Raw genomic sequence first — 17059 nt, 5'->3', positions numbered from 1 at the left:
AGGCGGGTTGCACCGCATCGGACACGCCCCCCCATGTCCTGTCATTAAGAAAAAAGCCTTGCGTATCTAAGGTTCAAAGTTAATGTCATTCAGCTATTTTCAGCGAGACAAATTAAGCGTACAGTAAAAATCACTTAGAGCTGATTTTGGTAATCACCCTTCAGGGGCCTTGCAAAGAGTCTCGATAGTCTTTGGGCCTCAGACCGCAGAGCCCGCTTACGGGCAATAAAGAGGAGATTACGATATGCTCGCCAGGTTTTGTTTTTTAGTGTGCTTCCTTTCCTTTTGCCTTATTTTCCAGCCACCCTGTGCCTTATCGGCAGATCCCACCCCACCCTCCGGCCAGGAAGAATCAGGAGAAGACATCGGTACAGTGCCCTTGGTTCCACCGGAAGAATTTGAAAATACGAAAAATGCCTGAAAGCAAACAGGGCGATATGCGACAAGGACTACGCGCAATGTCAAAAAGAGCAGCAGTCAGCGAGCCCTCATCCCGGTTTCAGCTATTGCCTGCAACAAAAACTAAGCTGCCTGAATACATGCAAATCGGATTACAAGGCCTGCAAAAGTGATTGCACTCAAAACTACACACCCGGTTGTTCAAAAGCTTGCAGAAAAACAAGAAGAGCCTGTGACCAAAAATGTGAAAAAGAAGGAAACGACTGCACCCTGGCGGCCGTGGGGCTCAAACCGGTCAATCAACCCAGGATCAATTGCAGGCAGAGATGGGAAGATTGTAAAAAAATAGCTGAAGACCTGTGTAAAAAGGTTCCCACCAATCCGGGAAAAAGAAGATAAAAAGCAGGGGAATCGGGACGCTCCGATTCCCCTGCTCTAGCGGTCTAACCAAAAGGCTGTCTTTGCGCCCTCTTTTACTTAACGCATATGGGCGGTTTCCTTGGCAGCCTTGAAATAAAGGGTCACTGCGTCACCAAAGCCGTTGGCAAATCCCAGCACGCTTTTTACGCCGTCACCTTTAAAATCACCTCCAGCCAGGGAATAACTCATTCCCTTGGCCAGGCCCGCGCCCCTGGCAAAATCACCGTTTATGCAGCCGCTCATGCCCAGGCCTATATCGATAGTGCCCGAGACCATCTCGGCATCGCTCATACCGTCCTTAAGCCCCTTCATGGCGCTGACCGTGCTGACCCCGCAGGCAATAAGGCCCGCGATCTGCTCCGCCCTTTCCAGGACCTTGTCATAGTCTTCCACATTCAGGCTCACAGCCGCTACGGTAAGCTCACTGAGCCCCATGCCCGAGAAAAAGCCCACTGCATATTGAGCGCCTTCTCTGATCAGGGTGTCGATTATTTTGTTCTCGGTCATGGCCCCATGCATGCCGTTGGGCAGCATTGAAACCGTTTCATAGGTCTTGGGGTCCACCTCCAGCCAAATGGGCCTGCCGTCATTTTTAAGGGGATAAAGCCAGACATTTTTGCTCTTTTTCAAACGGGCGATAATGGCGGAATCCGTACCCCGCTCTTTTAAGAGCTTTATCATATGCTTGTTTTTCCCGGGCATGATGATGGCGATCTTTTGCCCCTCAACTCTGAACCACTGATCCATCAGGCTTTGCGCGCCGGGGGTTACAGCCGCCTCGGCCTGAGCATTGACAAAGCCGCTGCCCGCCTTAAAGGCCCGAACCTGGTTTTTATTGCCATAAACATCAGCAGCCGCGCGACAAAGATCCAAAGAGCTGATCAGTTTGCCTTCCGGGGTCTTTTCCATCATGGCCAGGATGATCCTGGGGGACTTGTTGCGGGCAGCCGAGACCTTTAAACCCGCCTTGAGTCCAGCCTCGGCCCTGCTCTGCATGCCCAGGAAAGAATAGATCTTGGCCCGGTTGGCCCATTGCAAACGGGAAAAGCCGGAGATCTTATCTATGTTGGCCAGGCGTCGTTTTTGCTCGGCTTGTAATACAGCCAGGGCCTTTTCCGGCAGGTCCGGGGCGGCAAAGCTCACAGTCAGAAAAACGTCTTCCACCTTTTGGCCGGTCTTGAACTTGAAAGTCAGGGGGTCCGGGCTGCCCTTTAAGTCGCTTAATTTAACAACCAATTTTTTGGGAATGATCTTGTTTTTAATTTTACTGTCAGTCGTTTTCACACCTTGGGGGGTGGAAGAATAAGCCCGTACCACCTTGTTGCCCCTTTGGTCCCTGGCCAGGGCGAACCAGAAATCCAAGGGCATGTTGGCGGCATGCCGACTGGAGTAGGATTTTGAAAGCAGTTTAAGCTTTTTCCCCTTTTTCCCGGATGAACCGCTCAAGGCGGAGCCCATGGAGCCCATCTGGGTTACTTTGCCCGCAGGTGCGTCTTCATAATAAAGGGTAAGCGTCACATCGCTGTTAAAGCTGCCCGGAAGGGATATCTTCTTTGGCTTATCGGTTTTAAGCAGCCCGGCCAACTCGTCGGAAGGCTTAAGAAAAGGAAGCACAATATCCCTGTCCTCACCCTTTTCCCGCCATTTCAGGTAAAGGGCCTTTTTATGACGCAGGGGCACACCCTTGGCCCTTTGGACAAGTTCTTTTTTACCGGCGCTGGTCAGGGGATAATAACCGGCCTCCACCTCAACATTCTTGCGCCTGATATAGGGAGTCAAAAAGGCGAGCCAGTCGTACTCGCTGCCCCAGCCCTGGGTAAAGACTGCTTCAGCCGAATAAATCATGCGTTCGTGATAAGCAGGCACCCAGTCCACACCGGCCAGGGCCTTGACCGCCGCGTCAAAATCCTTGATTTCACCGATAACCCGGCCGCCGCTTAGGCTCACAGGCAAGGGCGGCACATCCCGGGCCGGCTCCTGCTCCTGCTCAAGGGAATAAATCTTCTTGGCAACAGACCGGTTCAGCTTGGCCTGGTTTAATTTCTCCTGCCGCACCTTGGCCAAAAGGTTTTTAAGCTTTTGATCCACTGCCTGGCCCTTGACCTCAAGCCTCTTTGCCATCAAGTATGAATCTGGTTTTTTCAGCCCGGGCGCCTTGGCAGGATTCACCTTACATTTAAGGTCATTGAATATAGGCGAGATAAGATAGACATCACCTTTGGTGTCGACCTTTGCCGGATCAAACAAAAGCAGGCAGCGCCTTTTATCACCGTCTTTCACCAATCCGTCGCAGCCAAGCAGGCGGTTGGCGGATTCGGAACCGGCAAAAGAAAACTTCCTTGAATTGTCTGTTGCCGCCTTGGAGCCCGCAAAGCCGCCCAAACCCTTTTTTTGGGCCGCATTGCCCATGACCTTGGTGCTTCTGCCCCGAAAATTTTGGGTCGGCGCATTGGACAGGGCCAGGAAATTCCTCATACGGGTGGCGCTGCCGTCTTCCTTATCCTTCAAGGTCAGGTCCACCAAAAGTCTTTTCCGGTTGCGGCCGTCAAGGCGCTTGGTTGTGATCACCTTGTTTATGGTGAGGGTAATGCCCTTAGCCTTGCCAGTGGCCAAGACGGTATCCGCCTTTACCGGGCCCTTTTCAGCCTCTTTGCCCAGGGCAATGCGCTTATCCTTTCCCTTTAGCTCCACCACCAGTTCCATAGGTGCGTTTTTCAGGGCCTCGGGCACCTGGAAAACCAGACGGAAACTGTTTTTAGAGCCCGGAGCCAAGGAAATGCTGTCATAGATGCCCAGGGGCGCTTGGGCGCTCAGCTCATGGGGAGCGATGACCCAGTCGCCCTTTTGGGTTTTGATATGCAGGGAAAAACGCTTGCCCGGATCGAGCTTTAACAGGGCGTTGACACGGCTCACCAGTTCCAGGCCCAGCACTTCAAACACACTGTCTGGAGGGGCTTTAACTCCCATTAATTCCGGGCGAGCCTCCCTGGCTGTCACCTTGAGGCTGAAGGCTTGGGACAATTTGGCCGGGGCCTTGGCAGGCAAGGCTGCCAGATCTTTTTGGCCGTGCTCCATCACCCCTATGAGGGGGAGGTCAATATGCCCGTAATCCTTGTCATAAAAATGCAGGGAAAGGGCCTTTATGTTTTCGTTGGGAATGTCAAAGGCCAAAACACCTTTCTTATGGCCGCCGCCGGGGATATCCAGGGTTTGGGAGTCGATCTCGGTCAAAGGCTCTTCCAAAGCCCAGGTAATGGGGTGAAAGGGAATTTCATGGGTGTTGTTAACCCTGATGAACAGGTGGTTCTTAAGGCCGGGAATACGATAAGTGGGTATGGCCTTTTTGGTCTTAAGCCGGTCGTTATTGGTTTCAAGCCAGCCGCTGGGGTGATTGGAGCCGTCATCCAGCACAACAACCTTCTGACTGGGCAGGATATTGGCCAAGTCCAGATCCAGCACCAGAAACTGCCTGTCTCGGGCAGTGCCCATGCCCTTAAGCCGGTCAAAAAGCACGGCTCGGGAAAGCTCCATGCGCATGGCCCGGTTGGCTGCGAAAACCGGCTTTTCATCCCGGTTGACAAGGGAAATAATTTTCTTGACCCGAACCTCCTTCAGGGGGAGGTCATCGCCGTATATGCTTGCCGCGGCGGTTTGGTTGTAGCTCTTGCGATCCACATCCAGGGGCTGGATGGTGTAACTGATATCCTTGATTTTGTTTTTTTCCGCGGAGACCAAAACCGGCATATCCACCTTTTTATGGCCCACTGCCGCAAAAAGGCGTCCGGTTTTGGCGTCGCGACGGTTGAAACGCACCTCAACTGTGTTGGAAACGGCTTTTTTCCCGTCTTTGTCCTTTTTTATTTGCTCGGTAAGGGCGAGCACCCTGTCCCGGATCTTATTCGCGTCCGAGCTGACAAAGGCCTCCCCGCCGCTCAATTTGGCCAGGCCGCCAAGCGCCTTCACCACCTTGGGGCTTTCCCACATGCCGAGCCAGAAGCATTGCACCCCGGCCTCTTTAAGGGCCATGAGGTTGGCGTTAAGCTCTTTTTTCTGGTCCTCCGTAAAATTAAAGGCATCGCCTGCGGCATCTGTCACAAAGACCAGATAGCGCCGGGAAGAGGGAAGCACCAGGCTCAGGGCCAGGGAGCGTTTCACCGCGCCCAAGATATCCGTGCCGCCGCCTATCTTTATCTTGCCGATTCCGGCCAGCATCCTGGACTTGTCCCTGGTGATCACCTGCGGGGTCTTCAACTCATGGGAAAAGGTGCTGAGCTGCATGAAGGTGTTGTCACCCAGGCCCTGAACACTCTTGGCCAGCATTTCCTTAAGCTGCTCAAAACGATAGCCGCAACCCTCACAATCCTTTTTCATGGTGCGGCGCAGATCCATGGACCCGCTTACGTCAACCATGAAATTAACCACCGGTTGGGAGCCTTGCGTGGTCCTTTCACCGCGCTTAAAGGTAATGCGAAAGGCGGAAGACAGGTTGCTGGCAATATCGGCGAATATGGCGGCCAATTTTTCCTTGCTCTCACCCTGGTAATAGGTGGTTTTGGTGAGCCGGGCCATGGCCTGCAAGGTTGCGGTGTCGGCCTTTTTGCCAAAGGCAATGGGGTATATCGGCAGGTTGGTTCCCTGCACGCTTTTCATCATCTGGTTGAAATCGGCCTTGGATCCACGGGCCGTGTCATTGTAGTTGGCGTCCTTGCCGTCGGTGAACAGCACCACACTGGCCCGGGACTTTCCCTTTAACAGTTTTTGGGCCTCAATTACCGAGTCATAAAGGGCCGTGGCTCCGTTTGCCTTGATTCGGCGCAATTTCTTGATTAACTGATCCCGGTCCTTTGCCTTTACAGGCTTCACCTTGGTGTCGAAATCCACCAATGTGATATTTGCATCAGGGGGCAGAAGCTTGATAAAGGCCTCCACGCTTTCCAGAGCCTGCTTCATGGTTCTTTTCATGGAGCCTGAGGAATCCAAGAGGATCACCAGGTTGATTGGTTCGGACAAACGCTCGACCGACTCCACCTGGCCTGCGATGCCGCCCGCCTCAAAAACCGAAAAATCCTCCTTTACCGGCTCAAGGCCCTTGACCAGATTGGAAAGGGAGATATCCACCCCGGCCTTATCCTTGCCCAGGGGGTTAACTTCATACACGGCCATGCGGCTTGCCGCGCCTCTTTGGCCGTTCTTTTGCGGTTTCATCTCGCTCAAGGCCAGGGGCCAGTTCACGGTCGTCATATGGTTGGCCAAAACCGGAACCAAATTGGTGCGCAGGTTGTTTATGGCAAAGGAGTAATATCCGTTGTTCAACCAGTAAATCGCATCGCCGTCGGGCAGGAGATCTCCGGTGGGCTGGTAGCTTCCGCCGATATATCCCTTGGATTCCAGGTCCGGCAGATCGGCGAGGGCGTTTTTGAGCTTGAACACCCCCGGTTTGGGCGACAGCTCCCCCAACTGAGGAATCGTATAGTCACTTTTGCGCAGGGTTATCCTGACCTTGGTTTTTTTCTTGGCTTTTATGGGTTTAACCGTAAAGATATGCGGTGCGCGGTAGGGGTCCAGGTCGTAGATGCCGTATTTTTTATAAAACCCGGCATCAACATCCAGCGCGGTTTTATAGCGTATCCGGGGCGAGGCGTCTTCCAGATCGTTTTGAGCGCTGACCTTCACGCCCCGGCCTTCCAGGATTTCAATATCCAGGGTGTAGTAATGCCTGCCGTCAAAATCAGCCCTGAAAACCAGTTCTTTTGGCATATCAGGCCTGGCGGGATCAAACCCCACCTCCGCGCTTAAACCGGGAGCCAGCCTGGTTTCTACATATAGAAAGAGGCGAATCTCCTTGTTGCGGTTTTTCACCAGCTCCAGCCAGGCGGTGCGGTTGGGATGGGCCTGATCTATTATCCTGGCCAAAACCAACTGCTTATCGGCAAAAAGAACCTCACCGCCCAGCTTGTCCGTCTCTTGCAGAACCTTGGCTATGGCCGCGTCCCTGGCCTTGTTATCTGCATATTTGGTGCGCAGGTCCCACCTTACGCCATACCACTTTATGGACTGTTCCCGGCCGGAAACATCTTTATAGTTCAGGGTTCCTTTGCTGTTCTCCAAATGAGAGGCAACCCTATAGCCGCCAAGCCCCAAAGCACCATAGGGTGGTATGGCCCCAGTCTTGGCAAGGCTGGTTTCCGGTGCAAACAGCAACATGGCAAGCAGGGTGATCTTAAGCGCAATCCTAAACACACAGAGGTGGGTCTTCATTTTTTCGCTTTCTGATTTTTAGGGCTTGAACCTGAATTGCACCGGCAACACCCATATTACGGGCGCTTTTGCGGTGAATTCTCATTAAGCACCAATAGAGGTGACAGCCTGGATTTGAAGTCTACAGTCACTTCAAATCCAGGTTGTCAGACCGAATAAGCGCGGAAACCCAAACAAGCATCTTTTACTAAAGACAAACTGTTCAAAAAAATTTTACAGAAAAAATAAGCCCGGGCATCTCTTTTATTGATCTGACCTTTGGATATTGTAGTCCTTGCTCTGCCCGGAATACACTATTTGAACTTTATTCAATGTTTTTAGACTGTGTTTAATAGGTGGTGTTACCTGTGTTTGGCCCAAAAAATATAAAGTGATGGCCTATCATCGCCTCACGGCTTCACAGCCTGTCCGACTTAGGTTGCAGCTCCTTTATAATTAGCCGTATCCTTTGCAGGGCCGCTTCCATGGTCCGGCGATTGCGAGGCGCACCAATACAGAGCCTTATTCCCGCAGGTGTTTTGCCTGAGTTTTGGTCGGCCGCAAACTGGCCGATCGGCGAGGCCAGAACCTGAGCTTCGGCCAGGGCCTCAATCACCCAGGCGGTGCGAACCGTCGGCAAAAGCGGCAATACAACGTGCATGCTGCGCGGATCGGTTATCACCTTCATTCCATCAAAAACCCGGCGCACAATGGCTTGGCGCTTGAAGACCTCCCGGCGCTTGGCTTCGACAACAGTTTCATATTGCCCGTTTTCAATCAGCCTGGTCGCCACAGACCCCATCAAAGGGGTGGACATCCAGACCGAAGCACGTTGGGCCTTATCTACATGACTTGCCATCTTGGTTGGGGCGAGGAGATAACAGACTCTCAGGCCGGGCGCCCAACTTTTGGATAATGTACGAGTATAAAAAACCTGTTCAGGAGCCAATTCCGAAAGCGAAGTGGGTGGATTTTCCAGCAGAAAGCCGTATGCGTCGTCCTCAACGGCAAAGACCTTCCGCTTCCTTAAAACAGCGGCGATTTCCTTTCTGCGCTCAAGCGGCATGGTGATCGAGGTCGGGTTCTGGATATTGGGCATGCAGAAAAGGGCGCGAATCGGGGTCTTTTGAAAAAGCCGATCAAGAGACTCGGGACAGATGCCCTGGGCATCGCCTTCCACTTCCACAACCTCCAGCCGCAATAATTCGCATACCAGGCGTACAAGCGGATAGGTGTAAGGCTCCACGGCAACGATCTGCCCGGGATGACAGCAGGCCAACAAGGCCAACATCAATGCATGCTGCCCCCCACAACAAATCGTCAGCCCTTCGTGGCCGGGCAATTTGGCATCACGCTCGGCATTCAGCCATTTCCATACGGCTCGCCGATCATATTCCGCGCCTGCGTTTTTCCTGTATTCGAGAACATCGCAGTCCCCGTCACTTATGGTTTCTTGCACCGCCCTGGCAAAGATTGCCTCCTGCTCCGGTAAAACAAGATGGTTTCGGCTGAAATCAACCAGACCCTGCGACGGACTGGACAAAGCGAACTCAACCGCCCGGGCGTCTGCATTCATCCGAACAAAAGTGCCGCGCCCGACTTCTCCCACGGTCAGCCCCATGGCATCCAGTTCGGCAAAAACCCTGGTGGCGGTCCCCAATGACAATCCGTGTTCAGAGGCCAATTGCCTGTGCGTCGGCAGACGGTCTCCGGGTTTCAGCCTTCCGGTGCGGATATCCTCGGCCAATTTGGCTACGATTTGGCGAAACTTGCTGCGCAAGGTCATTCCTTTCGATGGTTTCTTTTGCCTCCAGTTTGATACATACAACACTTTGCATCAATTATGGGATCTGATTTTCTTGATTTTGAAATAGTAATTTAGAGTATTTAAGAAATAAAATTGTCATATATACAATGTTTTTATTGACTTATCCTATTCAGTGCAATTACTGTTTTGTATCAAAAAAAGCCCAAGGAGCTTATCTTTCCTTTTGCTTGGAGGGTATTTTGGCCAACATTGAATCACAAAGAAATCTATTCGATATCCCGCCGGATATTTCCTACTTCAACTGCGCTTACAATTCGCCCCTGCTGGTTAAGGCCGGTGATGCTTTGGTCAAGGGCGCATTGTCCAAACGCCACCCATGGGATCGCAAGCCCAATGATTTTTTCGATGATGCGGAGAAATTCCGCAAGCTCACCGCCAAGGCCTTGGGGGGAAATCCGGAGTGCTTTGCAGTGGTGCCTTCGGCCAGCTATGGCTTGACTGCGGCAGCCCGCATTCTTGAGGACCACATGGGCAAGGGCGATGAGATTATTGTGCTGGAGGAGGCTTTTTCATCCAATTACCTGCCCTGGCTGAGGCTAAGCCAGGTAACTGGCGCGCGCATGGTCGTGGCCAAAACGCCAACCGATCTGAACTGGACCCAGGCTGTGCTTGACCGGATAACTCCCCAAACCAAGCTCATTGCGGTCTGCAACTGCCATTGGACCAACGGGGCTTTGTTGGATCTGGTGGAGATCAAAAAAGCCGCGCAAGTGATGGATGCCTATCTGACCTTGGATGTCACCCAATCCCTTGGCGCAATGCCTTTGGATTTTGAAGCTGTGCGGCCTGACTTTGCCGTAGCCTCAGGTTATAAATGGCTGCTTTTCCCCTATGGACTGAGTCTGTTTTATGCGGACCCGAAGTGGCACCATGCCAGGCCTCTTGAGGAAACCTGGATCAACCGTGATGGAGCGGAAATCTTTGAAAAACTTACCAACTACTCGGACGTTTACAAACCCGGAGCACGACGCTTTGAAATGGGGCAGAAATGCATTCCGTCCCTGCTTCCCGGCGGGCTGGTTGCGCTTGAGCAGCTGGGCGGTTGGGGCGTTGCCAATATCGCCGCTTCCCTGGAAGAGATCAACGACAGAATCGCTTTAGCTCTCCAGGAAATAGGGTTGACACCGATCCCCAAAAAGCATCGCAGCCCCCACATTCTGGGAGTCTCTTCGGACCAAGGCCTGCCGGATGAACTCATCCCCCAGCTGGCATCAAAAAACATCTTCATAAGCCGCCGCGGCAGCAGTCTTCGCTTTGCGCCGCATCTGTATATAAATGAAAACGATCTTGATCGATTGTTTGAGACCCTCAAAGCTGTTTTTTGATAAAAAAGCAGGGCTCCCCACCTGGCGAAAAGAATATGGGCTTCACCCTGCCTGACTGAAAGCGATCAAAGCGCAAATCTCGCAAGAGATTTGCGCTTTGATCGTTCATAAAGTCCTTCCGCACTTGGCCAGATGTCAGTTGGCAAAAACTTATTTTTGTCAACTGGTTAGAATTACGTGCTTTAAAAGGATATCTGTTCGGCGGACGATAATTCTGGGTGCCTGAAAATCTCGAATTCGGAGGATATTTTCCTGCCCCGCCCTCAGGCTGCTTGTCAACAGACTGAGAGGTATTTACTTGGCTTCCGTGAATAATGCTTATGATGAACCGCTCTTGAGCAGCACAAGCCAAAGACCGGTTGACAGGAGATGTTTAGTTGTTGAAAATAATATTGTGAAAAATAGCGCACACATGAAAAGGGACAACTTTTTTGTGCAACATGTCCCGGATTATGACGGCGGTGATGCATGTATACTAATGGTGGTGATGCTGCGGATTCGGCAAATGGTCCTGATATGAAGGCATCTCCGGTGGCTGACAAGGCGACCGGTTGCAAACTGAAGAACCGGACTTTTCGAAGTGTCTTCGAAAACACCGGAACCGGAACGATCCTCATCGAAGATGACATGACCATCTCCTTGGCCAACGGCGGCTTTGAAGCCATCACCGGCTTGCCCCGCAGCATGGTCGAAGACCGGATGAAACTTTTCGATTTCGTCCATCCGGACGACAGGGAGCGGCTGAGGCAATACCACCTGGGACGCCGCCTGAGCCGACAGGTTCCCATTGATTATCAATGCCGCATAACCAGCCCTGAGTATGGGCTGCGCCACATGGCCGTGCGGGCCCAACTGATTTCCGGCACCAGCCGGAGCGTTGTGTCTTTCATGGACATTACGGATCTGGTCTGCTCCAAGCAGGCCTTGGAGCGCAGCGAGCAGAGGCTGACCGCCCTGATGGACAACCTGCCGGGCATGGCCTACCGATACGTGGTCGACGGGCAGTATGCTCTTGAGTTTGCCAGCAGGGGTTGTTTCCGGCTGACCGGCTACCGGCAGGAACAATTGACCGGAGGAAAAGGCCCCAGCTATGCGGACCTGATTCATTCCGATGAACGCAACACGGTTCTCGCCACAGTGGAAAGCGCGTTGCGGGTGGAAAAATCGTTTCAGGTGACCTACCGCATCCGGACCGCCGGGGGTGATGAAAAATGGGTTTGGGAAAAGGGGGGTGGCGCCTATTCCAAGCAAGGTGATCTTGTGGCCGTGGAAGGTTTCGTGACCGATTTCACCCAGCACAAGGAAATGGAGCAGGAACTGCGCAGGCGGGAAGCTCAGTTAAGGAGTGAAAACGAACTGTTGCGCTCTCCGGAGGCCGGAGTTTTAACCTTTGGTGATCTGGTCGGAAAAAGTGAGCCGATGCGCTAGGTTTACCGCCTCATCCAGCAGTCGGCCGACATGGATGCAGCCGTGGTTATCTACGGCGAATCAGGCACCGGAAAGGAATTGGCCGCCCGCCATATTCACCGTTTGAGCCCTCGCTCAGGGGGACGGTTTGTGCCTGTAAACTGCGGGGCGGTTCCCGAGGCCATCTTTGAGAGCGAATTTTTCGGCTATAAAAAGGGAGCCTTCAGCGGAGCGGAAAAAAACACCGAAGGTTATCTGGATGTGGCTGACGGCGGAACCCTGTTTTTGGACGAAGTGGGGGAAATCAGCCTCAGCGGGCAGGTAAAGCTGCTTCGGGTAATCGATGGCAGAGGCTATACCCCGGTGGGCGGACGCCGGGAGAAGCACCCGAACCTGCGCATCATTGCCGCCACTAACAAAGATTTAAAAAAGTTGGTTGAAAACGGTGATATGCGAGAGGATTTCTTTTTCCGGATTCATGTTTTTCCCATCACCATGCCGCCTTTGAGGGATAGGAAGGAAGACATACCCATTTTGATCGACTGGCTTATCCGTTCCAGCGGTTTTCCCGCCGCACCTCCCCCCGGCGGAGACGCCCTGCGCCGTCTGTTGGCTTATGACTGGCCGGGCAATGTCAGGGAGCTGCAAAACATCATCCACCGCTACATGAGCACCCGGAACCTCGATTTTTTAAGTACCAATGATAGGCCGGCGCCTGCGCCGGCCGAGGATCCGCCCACCCCCGGTCAAGAGGCCCAGACACTGCGTGCGGCGGTGCACGAGTTTGAACGCCGCTACATCCGCAGGATCCTTGACCGGCACCACTGGCATCGTGCAAAGGTGGCCAAGATACTGGGTGTGGACCGCCGGACCCTGTTGCGCAAAATCCGAACCCTTGGCATAGACTGACCTGGCCACGGCGAGCCTCTCAGAGGCCCGCCTTAAAGCCCCTTGTCCCATCGCACCAGCCTCGAGGGTGCCTGTAACACCTGCCCGCCAAGGATGCGTCTATTGGGGACTTTTTTGTCCTGTTTCTCTATATTCAATTAAAATCCCATGGTTATGATGCACACCTCTCCCTGACGGGACTTTTTTGTCCCGTCCTCCCTGCTCCAGCTTTCTGGACAAAATCCCAAGATAGAGAACATTTAATAAAATCAAATAGTTAAAATAATGGCATATGCCTTGCTATTACATTTGTATGACCGGTTCGCAAAATGGATAGCGGGCTCCGGATGCAAAGGAGATCGGCGGTAGGTCGGATTCAAAATCCGCCAACAGGACCCCGCACCAAGAAACGGCAACGGAATAGACCCAATTTAAACAGGAGTGACGCAATGGATATTTCAAGGCGTAGATTCATCACGGCGGGAGCTGCCGGCCTGGTGCTGTCTTCGGGATTTCCCTTTCGGAACCTGAGGGCCGCGTGGGCGTTTGGCGAACATCCCCAAGAAAAGCTTCCGTATCGGATCACCAAAAAAATACCTCAGGTCTGCGCCAGGGCATGTGAGGCTGATTGCGCCTACAACGTGGTGATGGCGGTGGATCCGGCCACAGGCCTGGAGCGGGCGATCACCCTGGAGGGACGTCCGGAAGACCCGGTCTCCCGGGGGAAATACTGTATCAAGGGGCTGGGGTTCGTTGATTCCATCTACAACCCCGACCGGCTCATGGTCACCCTCAAGCGCACCAATCCCAAACGGGGCATCAATGAAGATCCCGGCTGGGTGGTCATGAAGACCGAGACCGCGGTGAACGAATTCATCGACCGGCTGAAAAAATATAAACCCGAAGAAATGGTCATGTGCTCACCCGGCGACCCTTATACAAACCGGCTGGCCCAGTCAATGGGAGTGACCCGGGCCGACCAGCGCACCGAATGCTTTGGAACCCACTACTACATCAACTGCCTGACCGTGACCAACCCGCCTAATGCCGTGTATTCCAGCACCTATACACCGAGCCACCATATCGCGGGCTATGATTTCATTGATTCAAAATACGAAATCTGGTTCGGGTTTGATTCCTTTTCCAAGGTGGGCAAGGCCGGGGTGCTGAACCACTTGGCGGAAAGCAAGGCCAAGAAGTGCAAGCGGGTCATGTTCAACCCCCTCAGAACAACCCTTGCCGATTCCTTTGCAAGTGAACAGTATGATATCCGCCCGGGGACCGATCTGTCCGTGGCCTTGGCCATGATCCGGATCATCGTGGGGGAAAAGCTCTATAACCGTCAATTCATGACAAAATCTTCCGACGCACCCGCCCTGATAGATGAGAAAACCGGTCTTCATCTGGAATCGGACGACGGACGCTGGCTGGCCTGGTCAATATCAGGCAAAAAGGCCATGAACATAGACGAATGCAAAGACCCGGCTTTGGAGGGCGGGCCCTACACCTTCACCCTTAAGGGTAAAAGGGTCACAGCCCGGCCGGTGCTCGCGCATCTGCTGAAGGGTGCTGAAGGCTGCACTCCCGAATGGGCGGAAGGCATCAGCGGGGTTCCGGCGGCCGACACAGCCCGTATCGCCAGGGAATTTGCAGCGGCGGCCCCCCGGGCGTTTGTCCCGGCGCTCAAACGCGATGCGGCCGGGCCCAATTACGCCAACTCATGGAAATTGCGTCACTGCATCAACATCATGAATTTCCTGACCGGGGCCATGGACCATGAAGGCGGAGTGCTGCTTCTGCACGATGTCAAGATTCCCTGGCTGGATGATGTCGCCCCCTTGCGCAAGCCCTATCCGCCCCAGCCGAAGAACCCGGCCGACGGACGAAACAACTTCCCGGTAACCTGGGACATTTACAAAAACAAGGACTTTTCCGCCCCGGGCCATTACGGAACCTTGGGCTACCAACTGTACAACGGCGTCCAGACCAAGGTGGTTTTTTTCCGAAATCCCCACCGGGGGCTCTTCGCCATGATCCAGCCCCAGATGCTGGAAGCAGCTTTGGAAAAAATGGAGCTGGTGGCGGACTGGAACCTTTATTTGGATGATCTGGGCTACTGGTGCGACTATGTCTTTGCGGCGGGTCACCAGTACGAGGGGGGCAAGCTCGATCTTCGCCTCTACTACCCCAAATATCCCTGCCTGGTCGGCGGTTCCGCAGTTCAGAAATCGCCCGGCGACCAGATCGGATGGGGGACCCTTGCCAAGAAAATCGGCCTGGAGCTGGCCCCTGACTATTGGACCACCGACGGCAGCCGCGATCCGGCCAAACTGATCAAGGACACCCGCTCCGATGAGGCGGTCAAGGCGGTTGGCGCGGCCTCCAGTTACAAGGAATTCATGGAAAAGGGCGGGTTCTGGATCGACAAGTCCAAGCCCTATGAAAACTACGGCAACATCACTAAGCTCAGCTTTGGAGCGCCCCATGGCCGGGTCCGGATCTATGTGGATGAATTCGTAAAGGCCGGATACGACCCCACCCCGCGTTGGACCGAACGCTGGCACCAGCCCGAGGGAGAATACAAGTTCTCCCTGCTCGTAACCCGCGCTCCCTGGATAATGCATGCCGATCCCAATTTCATAAACAACCCGATCCTGAAAATTCTGACCGAGCGCAACTTCATGGACTGCGTCTGGATCCATCCGGAAAGTGCAAAAAAAGCCGGTATAGCGGAAGGAGACAAGGTCCTCCTGGAGAACAATCCCAAGTTTATGACCCAGCTGCCAAGACCGGTTTTAGCCAAGGCCCATCTCACCGAAAGGGTGAGCCGAAACTGCGTGCTGACCTTCCACGGCATCGGGCACCGGGCCAAAAACCTGAGATATGGCGGCAAGGGCTGGGGGTATCGGGACGGGGATCTGGTGCCTCAGAAAAACCCCAAGCTTGTCAAGAAATACGACGCCACCGGTATGGGCTGGGTCGAAGACGTCCACGTGAAAATCAGTAAAGCATAGGCAGGAGGCTACTGATGAAAGAATACGCCATATTACTCGACAGCACTTACTGCACGGGTTGCAATACATGCATGTACAAGTGCATCCAGGAAAACCGGCTCGAGGACCCGGCTTCCCGCGGGCTTTTTCGCACCTGGGTGCAAATCAATGATCACGGCCTCTACCATCACCGGTGCATGCATTGCTCGGACCCGGCCTGTGTGGCGGCCTGCAAGGAAGCCTGTGGTGACAAGCCGGCCCTCACCAAGTCGGCCTACGGACCGGTTCTTTACGATGCCAAGTTGTGCATAGGCTGCGGTGGATGTGAGGATTCCTGTCCGTTTGAAGTTCCGCATCTAGACGATGCGACCAACAAGATGGTCAAGTGCAGCATGTGCGCCCACCGGATTCAAGAGGGGCGTGTGCCCGCCTGCGTGGAAGCCTGTCCCACCAACGCCATGGTCTTCGGCGAATACAGGGACATTTTAGCCAAGGCGACCGAACGGGCCAAGGCCCAGAAGCTCAAAATATACGGCCTCAAGGAAAACGGCGGGGGACACTTCCTGGTGCTGGCTCCCGAGCCGATCCAGGCCGGATACCCCAAGGTGGCCCTTAGCCCGGTGAAGGGCAAGCAGGTTGCAGGCCTTGAGGTCAAGACGCCTGCCCTGCTCGCCCTGGGCATAGGAGGATTGAAAAAATTCAGCGACAGGCGGAACCGGATCGAAACTGAGGAATAAATAACACCCCCGGCGATTCAGTCTCCGGCAAGGAGCTGAACCCCGAGGGCGGCAAGTGAAAGGTTTTGGGAATGGATGCCGTTTGTGAGCGGATAGAAATGGTGGATGCCGGTATCAGAGGCAATCTATACAACGGATTATCCCGCGCGCTCAATTATCCGGATGCGGACCTGGTGGCTGATCTGTGCTCCGGCAGCTATTGCTCCTTCATGGCCGAAGCTATAAAGGAGCTTGGAATGGACGCCCTGGCCGCCCGGACTATGGCCCTTGGCAAGTGCTATTCCGAATCGGATCTTTCGGCCGCCGAGCAGTTGCTGCGGCTTGAGCGGGAGTACACACGGATGTGCTTTTCGTCCAAACCGCGCCAGGTATATCTTTTTGAGTCGGTCTATAAGGAAGGCAAGCTGCTCCAAGAGTCAACCTTTCAGATCGCACGCCTTTATTACGATGCCGGTTTGAAGGTCGAGGAGCATTTCCAGCTGCCCCCGGATCACATCGCCGTGGAGCTGGAATTCATGGCATATCTCTGCTTTCATGAAGCCAAAAGCAACGGAAATAATGACAAGGAACGGAAACAGTATGCCAACAGCCTTCAGCGGATCGTTCTGGAGAGTCACCTGGGCCCCTTTTCCCGCGCAGTGGGAGAAAAGCTAGCAGAACATGCCGATAGTGAATTTTACCGGCTCGTGGCCCGCACCTTAAAGGAGCTTTTTGCCCAACCCCAGGGTTATGCCGGGGCATGAAAACAAACGGCTGTTAAAAGTGTTCCCGGCAAAGGCGGAATAAGTTTGGACAAAATGCAGGCCTGAATGGGTCTTATTCAAC

General features: G+C 53.7%; 8 protein-coding genes. 6 read left to right on the top strand and 2 right to left on the bottom strand.

Features of this window, described 5'->3' with window-relative positions; genetic code table 11:
* Positions 1-876 precede the first annotated feature (876 nt).
* Together X474_RS02650 and X474_RS02645 are read right to left on the bottom strand one after the other, a co-directional pair.
* Positions 877-7077, bottom strand: a complete 6201-nt coding sequence (locus X474_RS02650; RefSeq protein WP_044346555.1) for a vWA domain-containing protein — start codon at positions 7075-7077, stop codon at positions 877-879.
* 397 nt (positions 7078-7474) lie between these two features.
* The gene (locus X474_RS02645; RefSeq protein WP_197281934.1) at positions 7475-8836 is read right to left on the bottom strand and encodes an aminotransferase-like domain-containing protein; all 1362 of its coding nucleotides are present in this window, start codon (positions 8834-8836) and stop codon (positions 7475-7477) included.
* Positions 8837-9063: 227 nt separating this feature from the next.
* Between X474_RS02645 and X474_RS02640 the strand changes: the two genes are divergently transcribed.
* The 6 genes from X474_RS02640 (at position 9064) to X474_RS02615 (ending at position 16977) form a co-directional block, all read left to right on the top strand.
* Positions 9064-10209, top strand: coding sequence for an aminotransferase class V-fold PLP-dependent enzyme (locus X474_RS02640; RefSeq protein WP_197281933.1), 1146 nt, complete (start codon positions 9064-9066; stop codon positions 10207-10209).
* 468 nt (positions 10210-10677) lie between these two features.
* On the top strand, positions 10678-11637 hold the full coding sequence (locus X474_RS02635; RefSeq protein WP_082464091.1) for a PAS domain-containing protein: 960 nt from the start codon (positions 10678-10680) through the stop codon (positions 11635-11637).
* A 12-nt stretch (positions 11638-11649) separates the two neighbouring features.
* Positions 11650-12525: a sigma-54 interaction domain-containing protein gene (locus tag X474_RS02630; protein ID WP_269433147.1), complete on the top strand. Its 876-nt coding sequence runs from the start codon at positions 11650-11652 to the stop codon at positions 12523-12525.
* A gap of 428 nt (positions 12526-12953) precedes the next feature.
* The gene (locus X474_RS02625) at positions 12954-15518 is read left to right on the top strand and encodes a molybdopterin dinucleotide binding domain-containing protein (protein WP_044346553.1); all 2565 of its coding nucleotides are present in this window, start codon (positions 12954-12956) and stop codon (positions 15516-15518) included.
* 14 nt (positions 15519-15532) lie between these two features.
* A complete protein-coding gene (locus X474_RS02620) occupies positions 15533-16234 on the top strand; it encodes a 4Fe-4S dicluster domain-containing protein (RefSeq protein WP_052514771.1) in 702 nt (233 codons plus the stop codon).
* 71 nt (positions 16235-16305) lie between these two features.
* Positions 16306-16977, top strand: a complete 672-nt coding sequence (locus X474_RS02615; RefSeq protein WP_156360583.1) for a TorD/DmsD family molecular chaperone — start codon at positions 16306-16308, stop codon at positions 16975-16977.
* Positions 16978-17059 lie beyond the last annotated feature (82 nt).

The sequence above is a fragment of the Dethiosulfatarculus sandiegensis genome (assembly GCF_000931935.2).
Classification (GTDB): domain Bacteria; phylum Desulfobacterota; class Desulfarculia; order Desulfarculales; family Desulfarculaceae; genus Dethiosulfatarculus; species Dethiosulfatarculus sandiegensis.
Note: the sequence above shows the minus strand (reverse complement) of the source record. Positions and strands in the feature narration are given on the sequence as shown.